This is a genomic window from Frigoribacterium sp. NBH87 (genome assembly GCF_014217665.1).
Classification (GTDB): domain Bacteria; phylum Actinomycetota; class Actinomycetes; order Actinomycetales; family Microbacteriaceae; genus Frigoribacterium; species Frigoribacterium endophyticum.
Map to the genome: position 1 here is coordinate 68,743 of NZ_CP043650.1, position 15,221 is coordinate 83,963.

The window sequence follows — 15,221 nt, forward strand, 5'->3', positions numbered from 1 at the left end:
TACAGCGCCCGGCCCCTCCGTCGTGCCGGGGCAGTCCCGGGTGCGCGCGCCGGGGGCGGGCGTCTCGGCTCACGGGCGGCCGTCGTCCTCCGGGGGGCGACCGTCACCGTGCTGCCCCATGTGCCGCGCCTCCCGCCGGTGGACGACCTTCTTCACCACCAGCACGAGCACCAGGAACGCGGCGACGATGCCGACGAAGACGTAGCCGGCCTGGTGCAGCTGGTCGGCGAGCTCGCGGTAGCTCCCGGCGGCCGCCGCGCCGACCGACACGTACGCCGTGGCCCAGAGCAGGCAGGCCGGGGTCGTCCAGGTGAGGAAGGTCCGGTAGCGCATCGGGCTCGTGCCCACCGTGAGGGGGATCAGCGAGTGCAGCACGGGCAAGAAGCGGGAGATGAAGACGGCGATGCCGCCCCGCCGCGCCAGGTAGGCCTCGGCACGGGCCCAGTTCGCCTCGCCGAGCCTCCGGCCGAGCCTGCTGTGCCGGATCGCGGGGCCGAAGTGCCGGCCGAGCGCGAAGCCGACGCTCTCGCCCACCAGCGAGCCGACCACGAGCGCGGCGACGAGCAGCACTCCCTCGAGCGGTGACGCGACGGCGGTCGCCGACACGATGGCGACGGTGTCGCCGGGCACGACGAGGCCGAGCAGCACGGAGGTCTCGAGCACCATCGCGAGCCCCGCGAGGAGCGTCCGGAGGAGCGGGTCGACCGACTGCACGAGGTCGAGGAGGCCGGTCAGCACGTCGTTCACCCGGCTGATCCTATTCACAGGCAGCCGTGAGGCGGCCGCCCCCCTATGCAACAGGTGTCGCCTATCGTTCGTCCTACGCTGAGATCGTCCCGCCGACGTGACGCCCTCCGTCCCCCTCGAGGAAGAAGACGACAGTGCTCTCGACCCTCACCGCCCGCGGGCCGGGCCGCTCATGACCGAGCTGCTCGACCCGCTGCTGCTCTCCCGCTGGCAGTTCGGCCTCACGACCATCTACCACTTCCTGTTCGTGCCGCTCACGATCGGCATGGCGTTCACCGTCGCCGTCTTCCAGACCGCGTGGGTGCGCACCGGCCGGGTGCACTACCTCCAGCTGACGCAGTTCTTCGGCAAGATCTTCCTGATCAACTTCGCCATGGGCGTCGTGACCGGCATCGTCCAGGAGTTCCAGTTCGGCATGAACTGGTCCGACTACTCGCGCTTCGTCGGCGACGTCTTCGGCGCGCCCCTGGCGCTCGAGGGCCTCCTGGCGTTCTTCCTCGAGGCGACCTTCATCGGCGTCTGGATCTTCGGCTGGGACAAGGTGCCCGCGAAGCTCCACCTCGCGAGCATCTGGGGCGCGACGGTCGGGAGCGTCCTGTCGGCGTACTTCATCATCGCGGCGAACGCGTTCATGCAGAACCCCGTCGGCTTCGACATCAACGAGGAGAAGGGCCGGGCCGAGCTCACCGACATCGTCGCGGTGCTGACCAACAAGGTGGCCCTGGCGGCCTTCCCGCACACGATCTTCGCCTGCTTCATGGTCTCCGCCGCCGTCATCGTCGCGGTGGCCAGCTGGCACCTGAGCCGCAACCAGAACCTCGAGACCATGCGCCCCGCGCTGCGCTTCGGCCTCTGGACGATGGTCGTCGCCGGCGGCCTGACCGTGCTGACGGGCGACCAGCTCGGCCTCGCCATGGTCGAGACGCAGCCGATGAAGATGGCGGCGGCCGAGGCCCTGTACAAGACCTCGACGGGGGCCGACGCCTCCTTCTCGATCTTCACGCTCGGCACGCCCGACGGCGTCCACGAGCTGTTCAGCGTGCGCGTGCCGTACCTGCTCTCGTTCCTCTCCACCCACACCCTCGACGGCACCGTCGAGGGCATCAACGACCTCCAGGCCCAGTACGTGCAGCTCTACGGCCCGGGCGACTACACCCCGATCATCTGGGTCACCTACTGGTCGTTCCGCTGGATGATGGGCCTCGGCATGGTCGCGGTCATGGTCTCGGTCGTCGGCCTCTGGGTCACGCGCCGGGGGCGCCTGCCCGAGAACCGCTGGGTCTGGCGGGCCGCGGTGTGGACCTTCCCGCTGCCGCTCCTGGCCATGGTCGTCGGCTGGGTCTTCACCGAGATGGGCCGCCAGCCCTGGCTCGTGTTCGGCCTGCTCAAGACGGCCGACGGCGTCTCGCCGAACGTCACGGGACTCGAGGTGCTGATCTCCCTGCTCGCCTTCACGGCCATCTACGGGACCCTCGCGGTGGTCGAGTTCCGGCTCATCCTCCGTGCCGCCCAGAAGGGCCCGGCCGGGCCCCCCGCGGTCGACGCCGAGACCGGCGCCGTCACCCACGAAGCGACCGTCTACTGATGGAAGGCGCACTCTGACATGGACCTCCCCACCCTCTGGTTCGGCATCATCGCCTTCCTCTTCGTCGGCTACTTCGTGCTCGACGGGTTCGACTTCGGCGTAGGCATGTCGCTGCCCTTCCTGGGCCGTGACGACACCGACCGCCGCGTCCTGATCAACACCATCGGCCCGGTCTGGGACCTCAACGAGACCTGGGTCATCGTGGCCGGGGCCGCGCTCTTCGCGGCCTTCCCCGAGTGGTACGCGACGATGTTCAGCGGCTTCTACCTGGCCCTCCTGCTCATCCTGCTCGCGCTCATCGCCCGCGGGGTCTCGTTCGAGTACCGCCACCAGCGGCCGGAGGCGCGGTGGAAGCGCCGCTTCGACCTCATGATCACGGTGGGCTCGGCCGTGCCCGCCTTCCTCTGGGGCGTGGCGTTCGCCAACGTCGTCCGGGGCGTGCCGCTCGACGCCGGCTTCAACTACACGGGCACCTTCCTCGACCTGCTGAACCCCTACGCCCTGCTCGGCGGACTCACGACCCTGCTGCTCTTCTTCACCCACGGCGTCGTCTTCGTCTCGCTGAAGACCGACGGCGAGATCCGGGAGCGCGCCCGTCGGCTCGCCGTCCGGTCGGGCGCGGCGACGATCCTGGTCGCCGCGGGCTTCCTCGCGATCACGTCGCTGATGCACGGCACGCTGGCGTCGACGGTCCTCTCCGTCGCGGCGGCCGGCACGCTGGTGGCCTCGTTCGTCGCGAACCTCCGCGGCCGCGAGGGCGTCGCGTTCGCCACGATGGCCGTGACGATCGGCCTCGCCGTCGTCAGCCTGTTCGCGGCGCTCTTCCCCGCGGTGATGCCCGCGAGCAACGACCCGGCGAACAGCCTCACCATCGCGAACGCGGCGAGCTCGACATACACCCTCACCGTCATGAGCTGGGTGGCGCTCGTCTTCGTGCCGCTGATCCTCGCCTACCAGGGCTTCACGTACTGGATCTTCCGCAAGCGCGTGACGCGGGCCGCGATCCCCGTCGCGGCGCACTGACGGGAGGGCCGTGAAGCCTCTCGATCCGCGCCTCCTGCGGTACGCCTCCGCCGCCCGGGCGTTCGTCGTGCTCGGGGCCCTGCTGGGCGTGCTGCAGACCGTGAGCGTCGTCGGGGTCGCCTGGGGCGCCACCCACGCGGTCGTGAGCGTCGTCGAGGGCGCCGGGGCGGGCGCGACCGGCGACGCGCTCGTCGTGCTCGCCCTCTCCGTCGTCGCACGGTCGGCCACGTCGTGGGCGCTCGAGGCCGTGGCCGCCCGCACCGCGGCGACGGTCAAGAGCCAGCTCCGGGCGCGGGTCCTCGCGGCGGTGTCCGCGCGCGGCCGCGAGTGGGTCGCCGAGCGGGGCTCGGCCCGTCTCACGACCCTCGTCGGCCCCGGCCTCGACGCCCTCGACGAGTACTTCTCCCGCTATCTGCCCCAGCTCGTCCTCACCGCCCTCGCGACGCCGCTGATCGTCGGGGTGATGCTGGTCGGCGACTGGCTGTCCGCGGTGATCGTGCTGGTGACGCTGCCGCTCATCCCGCTCTTCATGGTGCTGATCGGCTGGACGACCCGGGCCGCCCAGGATCGCCAGTGGGAGCGCCTGCAGGCCCTCGCCGCCTCCTTCCTCGACGCGGTGGAGGGGCTCTCCACCCTCAAGGTCTTCGGCCGGGAGCGTCGACAGGTCGAGCGGATCGGGCGGCTCACGGACGACCACCGGCGGCACACCATGGCCGTGCTGCGCGTCTCGTTCCTCAGCGGCTTCGCCCTCGAGCTCGCGGCGTCGCTGTCGGTCGCCCTCGTGGCGGTCTCGGTCGGCATCCGGCTGGTCGACGGGTCGCTCGCCCTGTCGGTCGGGCTGTTCGTGCTGCTGCTGGCGCCCGAGGCGTTCCTGCCGCTCCGTCAGGTGGGGGCGGCGTTCCACGCGGCCTCCGACGGCGTCGCGGTGGCCGAGGGCGTCTTCGTCGTCCTGGAGGAGGGGCCGGTCGGCGGCCGGGCGTCGTCGGCCGGCCCGACGCCCCCGCGGGCGTCGGTCGCCCCCGTCGGGGCGGGCGACGCCCTCGTCGTCTCGGCGGTGTCGGTCGAGCGCGGCGGCGTCGTCTCGCTGGCTCCCACGTCGTTCGTCGCGGAGACGGGCCGGGTCACCGCCGTCACCGGGCCGAGCGGCGTCGGCAAGTCGACCCTGCTCGCGGCGGTCAGGGGGGAGGCGCCCCACGGCGGCGAGGTCCGCTGGCGCGACGCCGACCGCGGCTGCGTCGTCGGCGACGTCGCCTGGTCGGGCCAGCGCCCCGGCCTCGTCTCGGGCACCGTGGCCGAGAACGTGGCCCTGGGCGACGAGGTCGACCCGCCCGCGGTGTCGGCCGCCCTCCGCGCCGCGGGGGCCGCCGACGTCGACCCGGGCCTCGTGCTCGGCGCGGGCGGCGGCGGCCTCTCGGGCGGGCAGGCCCAGCGGGTCGCCCTCGCCCGGGCGCTGTACCGGGTCGAGCGTCGCGGTGCCCGGCTGCTGCTCGTCGACGAGCCGTCGTCGGCCCTCGACGCGGTCACCGAGGCCGCCGTCGTCGCGGGGCTCCGGCGCGCGGCGGCCCGCGGAGTCGCCGTCGTGGTCGTGACGCACCGCGCGGCCGTGCGCGACGCGGCGGACGACGTCGTCGTGCTCGCCCCCGCCACCGCCCCGGCCACGGCCTCCGAGGAGACGCTCGCATGACCGTCACCCGCACCGACGTCGCCCCCGGCCCGTCCCTCCTCCGCACGGCGCAGCCTCCGCTCCGGCGCTCGGCCCCGGGCATCGCGGCCGGCTCGCTCAGCGCGCTCTCGGCCGTCGCCCTGCTCGCCGCCTCCGCGTACCTCATCACGCGGGCGGCCGAGCAGCCGCCCATCCTCTACCTCACGATGGCCATGGTCGGGGTGCGGGCCTTCGCCCTCGCCCGGGCGGCGTTCCGCTACCTCGAGCGGCTCTCCAGCCACGACGCGTCGTTCCGGCAGCTGGCGGTCGTCCGCACCGAGCTCTACCGCAGGCTGTCGCGCGTCGCGCCGGCCGGGCTCGGCCGCACCGACCGCGGCGACCTGCTCGCCCGGGTGGTCTCCGACGTCGACGCGCTCCAGGACCTGCCCCTCCGCGTCGTCCAGCCCCTCGTCGTCTCCGGCGTGACCGGGGTCGCCGCCGTCGCGGGCGTCGCGGTCGTCTCGCCCCGCGCGGCGCTGGTGCTGGCCGGCGGCCTCGTCGTCGCTCTCGTCGTCGGCGTCGTGCTCGCCGACCGGCTCGCGACGGGCACGGAGTCCGCGCTGGCCGCCCGCCGCGGCGCCCTCTCCGGCGCCGTGCTCGACACGGTGCAGTCGCTCGACGTGCTCGTCGCGTTCGACGCCCTCGAGGGCCAGCTGCGCCGGGTCGCGGCCCTCGACGACGACCTTCGCCGCGCCTCCCGACGGCGCGCCACGACCGCGGGGCTCGTCGCGGCGCTCCTGTCGCTCGTCTCCGGCGCCACGGTGGTCGGCGTGGTGCTCGCGACCGCGGGCGACGTCGCCGCGGGTCAGCTCCGCGGGCCCGCCTTCGCGCTGGTGGCCCTCGTGCCGATCGCCGTGCTCGAGGTCGTGGGGGCCGTGCCCACCGCGGTGGTCGCGTGGCGTCGCGTGCGCGCCAGCGGTGCCCGGGTCGAGTCGGCCGCCCCGCTCGTCGCCCCGGCGGAGGTGGTGGTCGACGAGCTGGGCGAGGTCGAGGGCGACGAGCGCGTCGGGGGCGACGGTCCGGCCGCCCTCCCGGCCGACCTGCCGGTGCTCAGCCTGGAGCACGTCTCGGCGCGCTGGCCCGGCGCCGCCGCCGACTCCCTCGTCGACGCGACGCTCGAGGTCCGTGCCGGCGACCGCGTCGTCGTCGAGGGCCCGAGCGGGGCCGGCAAGAGCACGCTCGCGGCCGTCCTCGTGCGCTTCCTCGAGCACCGCGGGCGCTACGAGGTCGGCGGCACGTCGGTCCGCTCCCTCGGCGCGGAGCGCGTCCGGGGCACGGTCGGGCTGATCGAGCAGTCGCCGTGGCTGTTCGACGAGTCGATCCGGCAGAACCTCCTCTTCGCCCGCGACACCGCGACCGACGACGACCTGCTCGCCGTGCTCGACCGGGTGGACCTCGGCGCCTGGGTGCGCGAGCGGGGCGGCCTCGACGCCCGCCCGGGGGAGCGCGGGGCGCTCGTCTCCGGGGGGCAGGCCCAGCGGCTGTCGCTCGCCCGCGCCCTGCTCCGCGGCTTCCCCGTGCTCGTGCTCGACGAGCCGACGGCCGGCCTCGACGCCGAGCTGGCCGACCGCCTCGTGACCGACCTCCTCGAGGCGGCGCGCGACGACGGCACCACGGTGGTGCTGATCTCGCACGTCCCCGTGCCCGCGGCCCTGGTCACCCGCCGGGTGCGCGTCGAGGGGGGCGTGCTGCGCGAGGTCGGCTGACGCGGGGTCGCGGGCTGCCCGGCCCCTCGCCGGGTGCCGGCGTCGTCGCGGCCAGGCGGGCCTGCGCGGTCAGGCGGTGCGGTGAGGCGGTGAGGTGAGGCGGTCAGGCGGTGAGGTGGTCAGGCGGCCGGCAGCGGTCGGCGCAGCGCGTCGAGCCGTCGCTGCCAGGTCGCGAGGCGGCCGGGCTCCTCGGCCGTCGTCGGGCCGTCGACCCACCGCGTGGCTATCCGCACGCCGTGCAGGGCGCTCAGCGACCAGATCTCGAAGCCGTCGAGCTGCTCCGGCGTCACCCGCTCGTGCAGCACGTCGACGCCGAGCACGGCCGCGAGGGTGAGCACCGTCCGCACCGTGACGCCGGGCAGCCTCGGGAGGTCGTCCGCGGGCATGCAGAGGGCGTCGCCGCGCCACCAGAGCAGAGAGCTCCACGCGCCCTCGACGACCCAGCCGTCGGCGTCGAGCAGCACGGCCTCCTCGGCGCCGCGGGTCGCGACCTCCCGGCGCAGCGCGCCCAGCGCCTCCAGGTCCGGCCCCTTCACGAGCGGCTCGGTGCGGGGGTCGGAGGAGGCGGTGGCCAGCACGACCGACCGTCGCGCCTCCGGGGCCGGCCGGAGCTGCAGGCGGAGGTCGTCGCCGAGCAGCTCCGCGCGCGGGAACCACCGGCCCTCGCGGGGCAGGGCCGCGACGGCGGCCGACCAGAAGCCGTCGACGTCGAGCCCCGGCGCGGCCTCCCGGACGGAGCCGGCGAAGCGGTCGCGGTGCACGTCGAGGGCCCGGACGGCACCGTCGACGACGAGCCAGGAGTCGGCCACGCGGGTCGGGCCGCGGCGCGCCTCCGAGGCACCGGCGTCACGGGAGGCGTGACCGTCTCCGCCGCCCCCCTCGCCGACCTCGTCGTCCACGAGTCGTCCGTCGTGCCAGCGGAGGGTCGTCGCGAGGCTCATGCCCCCAGGCTAAGCGCCGCACGGGAGCCGGCCCGACCCAGGGCGCCCGGGGCTCCTACACTCGGTCCATGCGCCCGACGGTCCTCCGCCGCCCCCTGCCCTGGGCCGACCCGGAGGCCGTCGTCGCCGCCCTCGCCCCCGACGGCGACGTCGTGTGGCTCGACGCCGGGCACGGGGCCGTCACCGGCCGGTCCGTCCTGCTGTGGGGCGACCGGGTCACCGCGTCCGCGCGGCACGGCGAGCTCGGCCGGCTCTGGGCCCTGCTCCGCGACGACCTCGCCGACGGCCGCGACGACGCCGCGCCGCTCGGCTGGGCCGGCTGGCTCGGCTACGGGGCGGGGACGTGGCTGCTCGACCGCGACGCGACCGTGGGGCCGGGGCGCGGGAGCCCGCCGTCGGTGACCGCGGGCCTCCCCGTCGACGAGGCCGCGCCTCCCGACGTCGCCCTGCTCCGCACCGACCGCGCTCTCGTCTTCGACCACGCCGCCCGCGAGGTCGAGCTGGTCGCCCTCGCGGCCGACGACTGGGCGCGGTCGGTGGCCGAGGCCTGGCCCGGCGTCGTCCCGCTCGGCGAGCCCGGGGAGCCGGAGGCGCGGCGCGGCCCCGGCGCCGTCCGCCGCCGTCACGGCGACGACGAGTACCTCGCCCTCGTCGCGCGCTGCCAGGCCGCCATCGCGGCGGGCGACGCGTACGTGCTCTGCCCGACGACGTCGTACGAGGTCGCGGGGCCGGTGGACGCCTTCGAGACCTACCGCCGCCTCCGTCGGTCGTCGCCGTCGCCGCGGTCGTCGTTCGTCCGCATCGGCGGGACCGCCGTCGCGGGCGCCTCGCCCGAGTCGTTCCTCGAGGTCTCGCGGGGCGGCGTCGTGAGCTCGTCGCCCATCAAGGGCACCCGGCCGCGCTCCGCCGACCCGGTCGCCGACGCGGCCCTCGCCGCGGAGCTCGCGACGAGCGAGAAGGAGCTCGCCGAGAACCTGATGATCGTCGACCTGGTGCGCAACGACCTCACCCGCGTCGCCCGCCTCGGCAGCGTCGTCGTCGACGAGCTGTTCGCCGTGCGCTCCTACCCGGCCGTGCACCAGCTGGTCAGCACGGTCACGGCCCGGCTCGCCCCGGGCCTCGGGGCGCTGGACGCGCTCGAGGCGACCTTCCCCGCGGGCTCGATGACGGGTGCCCCGAAGCGACGCGCCGTCGAGCTGCTCGCCGAGGGGGAGGGCGCGCCCCGCGGCGTCTACTCCGGCGCCGTCGGCGTGCTCGGCCTCGACGGCAGCGCCTCCTGGGCGATGGCCATCCGCTCGGTCGTGGTCACCGACGGCGGGGCGACCGTCGGGGTCGGCGGGGGAGTGACGTCGTCGTCGGTGCCGCGGGAGGAGCTGGCGGAGGTGGCCTGGAAGGCGACCGCGCTGCTGCGCGCGCTGGGGGCCCCCGCGGGAGGCGCCTCCTCGTGACCTGCCCCGGTGCGGTCGGCGCCCCGTGCGGACCACGTGCGGCGGGCCGCTACCCTGGACGACGGGCCGCCGCGTGCCCGCACCTCGTCGTGCCGTCCGCCGGTCGCCTCCACCCCGTGAGCGAATGAGAGTCCCGTGGCACACGAGCACGACAACACCCCCGCCGAGGAGCGCGAGTACGACGTCGCGCGCCTGCAGCGCAAGTGGCAGCAGGTGTGGGAGGTCGCGAAGCCCTTCGCGGTCGACCCCGACGACAAGCGCCCGCGCAAGTACATCCTCGACATGTTCCCGTACCCGTCGGGCGACCTCCACATGGGCCACGCCGAGGGCTACGCGCTCGGCGACGTGATCGCGCGCTACTGGCGCCAGCAGGGCTTCAACGTGCTCCACCCCATCGGCTGGGACAGCTTCGGCCTGCCCGCCGAGAACGCCGCCATCAAGCGCGGCGTCGACCCGCGCGAGTGGACCTACGCCAACATCGCCCAGCAGGCGCAGAGCATGAAGCTCTACGCGCCCTCCTTCGACTGGGACCGCGTCCTCCACACGAGCGACCCCGAGTACTACAAGTGGAACCAGTGGCTGTTCCTCAAGATGTACGAGAAGGGGCTCGCCTACCGGAAGGACAGCTGGGTCAACTGGGACCCGGTCGACCAGACCGTCCTCGCCAACGAGCAGGTGCTCGCCGACGGCACCTCCGAGCGCTCGGGCGCCGTCGTCGTCAAGAAGAAGCTGACGCAGTGGTACTTCGGCATCACCGAGTACGCCGACCGCCTGCTCGACGACCTCAACCAGCTCGAGGGCCGCTGGCCGACCAAGGTGCTGAACATGCAGCGCAACTGGATCGGCCGGTCGATCGGCGCCGACGTGCACTTCGAGATCGAGGGCCGCGACGAGCGCGTCACGGTCTTCACGACGCGCCCCGACACCCTCTACGGGGCGACCTTCATGGTCGTCGCGCCCGACAGCGACCTCGCCGCCGAGCTCGTGGCCGAGGCCACCGACGACGTCAAGGCCGCCTTCGCGGAGTACCTGGTGCAGGTGCAGAAGTCGACCGAGATCGAGCGCCAGACGGCCGACCGGCCCAAGACCGGCGTGCCCCTCGGCCGCGTCGCGGTCAACCCGCTCACCGGCGCCCCGATGCCCGTCTGGGCCGCCGACTACGTGCTCGCCGACTACGGCCACGGCGCGGTGATGGCCGTGCCCGCGCACGACCAGCGCGACCTCGACTTCGCTCGCAAGTTCGACCTGCCCGTGCGGGTCGTCGTCGACACGAACGCCCCCGTGACGGGCGTGATCCCGAAGCTCGAGCTCGACGAGGACGGCCAGGCGATCCTGCCGGAGGACCTGCCCGAGCTCGACCCCGCGAAGACCGGCGTGGCCCTGACGGGCGACGGCCGCCTGATGAACTCGGGCCCGCTGACCGGCCTCAGCAAGTCGAACGCGATCAAGCGCGTCGTCGAGCTGCTCGAGGAGAAGGGCGCCGGGAAGGCCGCGAAGACCTACCGCCTGCGCGACTGGCTGATCTCGCGCCAGCGCTTCTGGGGCACGCCCATCCCGATCGTCCACGCCGCCGACGGCACCGAGGTGCCGGTGCCGGAGGACCAGCTGCCCGTGCTGCTGCCGTCGACCGAGGGCCTCGACCTCAAGCCGAAGGGCAGCTCGCCGCTCGGCGCCGCCACCGACTGGGTGACCGTGCCGAACCCGGTCGACGGCACGCCGGCCCGGCGCGACGCCGACACGATGGACACCTTCGTCGACAGCTCGTGGTACTTCCTGCGCTTCCTCAGCCCGAACGACGCCGAGAAGGCGTTCGACCCCTCCGTCGTCAACCGCTGGGCGCCGGTCGACCAGTACGTGGGCGGCGTCGAGCACGCCATCCTGCACCTGCTCTACGCCCGCTTCATCACCAAGGTGCTGTTCGACCTCGGCTACGTCGACTTCACCGAGCCCTTCAGCGCGCTGCTCAACCAGGGCATGGTGCTGCAGGACGGCGCGAAGATGAGCAAGAGCAAGGGCAACCTCGTCACCCTGTCGGAGGAGGTCGAGAAGCACGGCGTCGACGCCATCCGCCTCACGATGGCCTTCGCCGGCCCGCCGGAGGACGACATCGACTGGGCCGACGTCTCGCCGGCCGGGTCGGCGAAGTTCCTCGCCCGCGCCTTCCGCCTCTCGTCCGACGTCGCCAGCCCGGTCGACGCGGTCTGGGCGGACGGCGACCAGGCCCTGCGCCGCCAGACGCACCGGTTCCTCGCCGAGGCGCCCGGGCTGACGGAGGCGTTCAAGTTCAACGTCGTCGTCGCGCGCCTGATGGAGCTGGTCAACGCGGTGCGCAAGACGATCGACTCGGGTGCGGGCGCGGCCGACCCCGCGGTGCGCGAGGCGACCGAGACGGTGGCCCTGGCCCTGTCGCTCTTCGCCCCGTACACCGCCAGCGAGATGTGGGAGAAGCTGGGGCACGACGGCGTCTCGGTCGCCTCGGCCGGATGGCGCAAGGCCGACCCGACCCTGCTCGTCGAGACCAGCGTCACGGCCGTCGTGCAGGTGAACGGCAAGGTGCGCGACCGCCTCGAGGTCTCGCCGAAGATCAGCTCGGAGGAGCTCGAGGCCCTGGCCCGCGACTCCGCCGCGGTGCAGCGCGCCGTCGGCGAGAAGGAGATCGTGAACGTGGTCGTCCGGGCGCCCCGCCTCGTGGCGATCGCCGTGAAGTAGGGCCCCTCCGTCCCTCCCCGGTCACCGACGGCCGCCCTGGCTCCCCAGGGCGGCCGTCGTCGTCGTCGGGGGCACCACGGCGGCACCTAGCGTCACGGGATGGTCGTCACCTTCCGCAGCGCGCCCGACCCGGCGAGGCCGGGCGGCCCGCGCTGGCGCCTCGGCCTCGGCGCGGCCGTCGTGGTGCTGCTGGTGCTCGCCGTGGGGTCGGTCGTCGCCACGGCGGTGGCCACGGGAGGGGGAGCAGGGGGAGGCGCGGGCGAGACCGCGATCACGACGGCGTCGTCGCCGGGCGGCCCGTTCGACGACGAGGCGGGAGCGGCGGCGACCGGCGCGGGGGCCGGGTCGGGCACCGCGGGGTCGGTGTTCGTCCACGTGCACGGCCACGTCGCCCGCCCCGGCCTCTACGAGGTGCCGGCGGGAGCCCGCGTCGTCGACGTCGTCGCCGCGGCCGGGGGCTTCGCGGAGGGGGCGGACGAGGCGGGGGTCAACCTCGCCCGGCCGGTGGTCGACGGCGAGCAGCTGCGGGTGCCGGCGGTGGGCGAGGTCGTGGACGGGAGCGGTGCGGGCGGTGCCGTCGGGGGCGGGGCGAGCGGTGGCGGCGGGGGCGGTGCCGTCGGGGGCGGGGCGTCGGGTGCGGGGGGCGGCGCGGGCGGCGGCCTGGTCGACCTGAACCGCGCCGACGCCACGGCTCTCCAGGCGCTGCCCGGGGTCGGCCCGGCGACCTCGGCCGCCATCGTCGAGTGGCGGGAGGGCTCGGGCGGGTTCCGGTCCGTGGACGACCTGCTCGAGGTGCCGGGCATCGGCGAGAAGACCCTCGAGTCGCTCCGGCCGCTGGTCACGGTGTGACCGTCGGCGACGGCCAGGCGGCTCCGCCCGTCGACGTCCGCCTGGCGGTCCCGGCGGGCGTGGCCTGGGCGGTGCTCGTCGTCGCGCTGCCGTGGTCGGCGGGGCGGCAGCTGGTCGTGCTGGCGGGCCTCGCGGTGGTCCTGCTGGCGGCCGGGGCGGTGGCCGCCGTCGCGGGGAGGGGCGGCCGGGGCGTCGGCCCGCCGGGTGCGGCGGGGACGGGTGCGGAGGCGTGGGCGGAGGCGGGAGCGGGGGCGTGGGCGGGGGCGTGCGTCGGGGCGTCGACCGGGCCGCTGTCCCCGTCGGGCCCCCTCAGGAGGCCGCGGGCCTCCCGTGCGACCGCGGTCGCGACCCTCGTGCTGGTGACGGCGGGGCTGGCCGGGCTCCTGCTCGGTGCGGCCGCGGCGCGGGCGGACGCCCGATGGCCGCCCGCCGTCCTCGACCTGCAGGGCAGGGTGGTGACGATCGAGGGCACCGCGACGGCCCGGATCGTCCCGGGCAGCACCACCGCGGAGCTCGACGTGGGTCTCGTCGAGGTGGGCGGTCGGGCGGTCTGGCGAGGTGACTCCTCGCTGTTCCTGCTGGGGCCCCGGGTCTCGGGGCCGGCCGTGGAGATCGGCCAGGCCGTCCGGGTCCGCGTCTCGCTGCTGCCCGTGGAGCGCGGCGATCCGCACCCGTGGGCGGCGGCGTCGCGGGGGCCGCTGCGGGCCGGAGCCGAGGCGGAGGGCGTCGAGGCCGCGGCGAACGGGCTCCGGGGGGCATTCGGCGACGTCGTGGCCGAGCTGCCGGGCGACGGCGGCGCCCTGCTTCCCGGCCTCGCGCTGGGCGACACGTCGGCGGTGCCCGACGACCTGCGGGATGCGATGGAGACGGCCTCGCTGACCCACCTGACCGCCGTGTCGGGCTCGAACTGCGCCGTCCTCGTCGCGCTCGTGATGCTCGTGGGCGGGGCGCTCCGGGTGCCCCGCGTGGTCCGCATCGGGGTCTCCTGCGTCGTCCTGCTGGCCTTCCTCGTGCTGGTGACGCCCGACGCGAGCATCCTGAGGGCCACGGTCATGGCGCTCGTGGTGCTGGTCCACCTCGCGGCCGCCCGGCCCGTGTCGGGCCTCCCGGTCGTCGCCCTGGCCGTGACGGGGCTGCTCCTCGTCGACCCCTGGCTGGCGCGCGACGTCGGCTTCGCCCTGTCCGTCCTGGCCACGGCGGGGCTCGTCGTGCTGGCGCGACCGCTGGCTGCCGAGCTCGCCCGCGTGCTGCCCACGCCGATCGCGCTGGGGCTCGCGGTCCCGGCGGCGGCTCAGCTCGCGTGCCAGCCCGTGCTGCTGCTGCTCGAGCCGAGCCTCCCGGTGCACGGGGTCGTGGCGAACGTCCTGGCCGAGCCCGCGGCTCCCGTCGCCACCGTGGCCGGCCTCCTGGTCTGCGTGACGGCGCCGTGGGCGCCCGGCCTGGCCGAGCTCGTGGCACGCGTGGCGTGGGTGCCGGCGAGCTGGGTCGGCGCGGTCGCCCGCACCGTCGCGGCGTGGCCGGGGGCTCGTCTCGCGTGGTCCGACGGGCCGGCGGGCGTGGCCGTGCTGGTCGTCGCGTCCGCACTGGTGGCGGCCGTCGTCCTGACGCCGCGCGGGCTGCGGGCCCGACGGCTGCTCGGCGTCGCGCTCGTGGCGGCCCTCGTGGTCCCGGCCGGCGCGGCCGTGGGCGCCCGCCTCGGGGAGCGCGCGGGCGTGCCCGACGACTGGGTGGTCGTGCAGTGCGACGTCGGTCAGGGCGACGCCGTGCTCGTCCGGAGCGCCGGGCGCGTGGCCCTGATCGACGTGGGCGACGACGAGGAGGCGCTGGCCGGCTGCCTGCACCGCTTCGGGGTCGACGAGGTCGACCTGCTCGTCCTCACCCACTTCGACACGGACCACGTCGGGGCGGTCGAGGTGGTGGCGGGCAGCGTCGGCTCGGTGCTCGTCGGTGCCCCGGGGCGGCCGGCCGACGTCGCCGTGCTCGACGTCCTCCGGGCCGGAGGCGCCGAGGTCGTCCCCGTGACGGCCGGCGCCCGCGGGGTGCTCGGCGACCTGGCCTGGTCGGTGCTCTGGCCGGTCGACCCCGAGGCCTCGGGCAACGACGCCAGCGTCGTCACCGCGTGGCGCCCGACGGCCGGGTGCGTCACCGGCTGCGCGTCGCTGCTCGCGCTCGGCGACCTCGGCGAGACCGCCCAGCGGAGGCTCCTGTCGTCGCCGGCCGGCGAGGAGGCCGTGGGGCCGGTGGACGTCGTCAAGGTGTCGCACCACGGCTCCGCCGACCAGCACGCGGAGCTCTACCGTCGCGCTCCCGCCCGGGTGGCGATGATCGGCGTCGGGCGGGAGAACGGCTACGGGCACCCGACCGACGACGCCCTCGCGCTCGTCGGCGGGGCCGTCGTCGCCCGCACCGACCTCGACGGCGACGCAGCGGTGACCGTCCGCGGAGCACCCCGTGACGACGGCGCCGCGGCGGAGCTGCGCCTCTGGCGGCGGCGTCGTGGGTGACGGAGGG

Annotated in this window: 10 protein-coding genes; 8 read left to right on the forward strand and 2 right to left on the reverse strand. The window is 75.3% G+C overall.

Annotated elements, in window-relative coordinates; all coding sequences use genetic code 11:
* Window positions 1-69 precede the first annotated feature (69 nt).
* Entirely contained in the window at window positions 70-747 is a 678-nt protein-coding gene (locus tag F1C15_RS00335; protein WP_056054168.1) for a DedA family protein, read from the reverse strand.
* Between the two features lie 172 nt (window positions 748-919).
* Between F1C15_RS00335 and F1C15_RS00340 the strand changes: the two genes are divergently transcribed.
* Genes F1C15_RS00340 through cydC form a run of 4 tightly spaced genes read left to right on the forward strand, consistent with a single transcriptional unit; the run spans window position 920 to window position 6,763 of the window.
* Complete coding sequence (locus F1C15_RS00340; RefSeq protein ID WP_185233918.1) at window positions 920-2,332, forward strand: cytochrome ubiquinol oxidase subunit I; 1,413 nt, start codon at window positions 920-922, stop codon at window positions 2,330-2,332.
* A gap of 18 nt (window positions 2,333-2,350) precedes the next feature.
* Complete coding sequence (gene cydB / locus F1C15_RS00345; protein ID WP_185232338.1) at window positions 2,351-3,355, forward strand: cytochrome d ubiquinol oxidase subunit II; 1,005 nt, start codon at window positions 2,351-2,353, stop codon at window positions 3,353-3,355.
* A 10-nt stretch (window positions 3,356-3,365) separates the two neighbouring features.
* The gene (gene cydD / locus F1C15_RS00350; RefSeq protein ID WP_185232340.1) at window positions 3,366-5,039 is read left to right on the forward strand and encodes a thiol reductant ABC exporter subunit CydD; all 1,674 of its coding nucleotides are present in this window, start codon (window positions 3,366-3,368) and stop codon (window positions 5,037-5,039) included.
* Window positions 5,036-6,763, forward strand: a complete 1,728-nt coding sequence (gene cydC / locus F1C15_RS00355; RefSeq protein ID WP_185232342.1) for a thiol reductant ABC exporter subunit CydC — start codon at window positions 5,036-5,038, stop codon at window positions 6,761-6,763. Before cydD ends, cydC begins: the two co-directional genes overlap by 4 nt.
* A gap of 119 nt (window positions 6,764-6,882) precedes the next feature.
* Here cydC and F1C15_RS00360 read toward each other — a convergent pair whose 3' ends face one another.
* Window positions 6,883-7,704, reverse strand: coding sequence for an aminotransferase class IV (locus tag F1C15_RS00360; protein WP_185232344.1), 822 nt, complete (start codon window positions 7,702-7,704; stop codon window positions 6,883-6,885).
* A 68-nt stretch (window positions 7,705-7,772) separates the two neighbouring features.
* On the opposite strand from F1C15_RS00360, the gene F1C15_RS00365 reads away from it, so the two are divergent.
* From F1C15_RS00365 to F1C15_RS00380, 4 genes are all read left to right on the forward strand, one after another.
* Window positions 7,773-9,152, forward strand: a complete 1,380-nt coding sequence (locus F1C15_RS00365) for an anthranilate synthase component I family protein (protein ID WP_185232346.1) — start codon at window positions 7,773-7,775, stop codon at window positions 9,150-9,152.
* Between the two features lie 135 nt (window positions 9,153-9,287).
* Window positions 9,288-11,861 (forward strand): leucine--tRNA ligase, encoded by a 2,574-nt coding sequence (gene leuS / locus F1C15_RS00370; protein WP_185232348.1) that lies wholly within the window; start codon window positions 9,288-9,290, stop codon window positions 11,859-11,861.
* Window positions 11,862-11,960: 99 nt separating this feature from the next.
* Window positions 11,961-12,710 carry a helix-hairpin-helix domain-containing protein gene (locus tag F1C15_RS16275; RefSeq protein WP_185232350.1) on the forward strand — a complete coding sequence of 250 codons (750 nt, stop codon included), beginning with the start codon at window positions 11,961-11,963 and terminating at the stop codon, window positions 12,708-12,710.
* Window positions 12,707-15,214 (forward strand): ComEC/Rec2 family competence protein, encoded by a 2,508-nt coding sequence (locus F1C15_RS00380; RefSeq protein ID WP_185232352.1) that lies wholly within the window; start codon window positions 12,707-12,709, stop codon window positions 15,212-15,214. The genes F1C15_RS16275 and F1C15_RS00380 overlap by 4 nt, the downstream gene beginning before the upstream one ends.
* Window positions 15,215-15,221: the final 7 nt, after the last annotated feature.

Coding starts and splice junctions, on each gene's coding strand:
- F1C15_RS00340 (WP_185233918.1), top strand. CDS start 920: ATGACCGAGCTGCTCGACCCGCTGCTGCTCTCCCGCTGGCAGTTCGGC.
- cydB (WP_185232338.1), top strand. CDS start 2,351: ATGGACCTCCCCACCCTCTGGTTCGGCATCATCGCCTTCCTCTTCGTC.
- cydC (WP_185232342.1), top strand. CDS start 5,036: ATGACCGTCACCCGCACCGACGTCGCCCCCGGCCCGTCCCTCCTCCGC.
- F1C15_RS00360 (WP_185232344.1), bottom strand. CDS start 7,704: ATGAGCCTCGCGACGACCCTCCGCTGGCACGACGGACGACTCGTGGAC.
- F1C15_RS00365 (WP_185232346.1), top strand. CDS start 7,773: ATGCGCCCGACGGTCCTCCGCCGCCCCCTGCCCTGGGCCGACCCGGAG.
- F1C15_RS16275 (WP_185232350.1), top strand. CDS start 11,961: ATGGTCGTCACCTTCCGCAGCGCGCCCGACCCGGCGAGGCCGGGCGGC.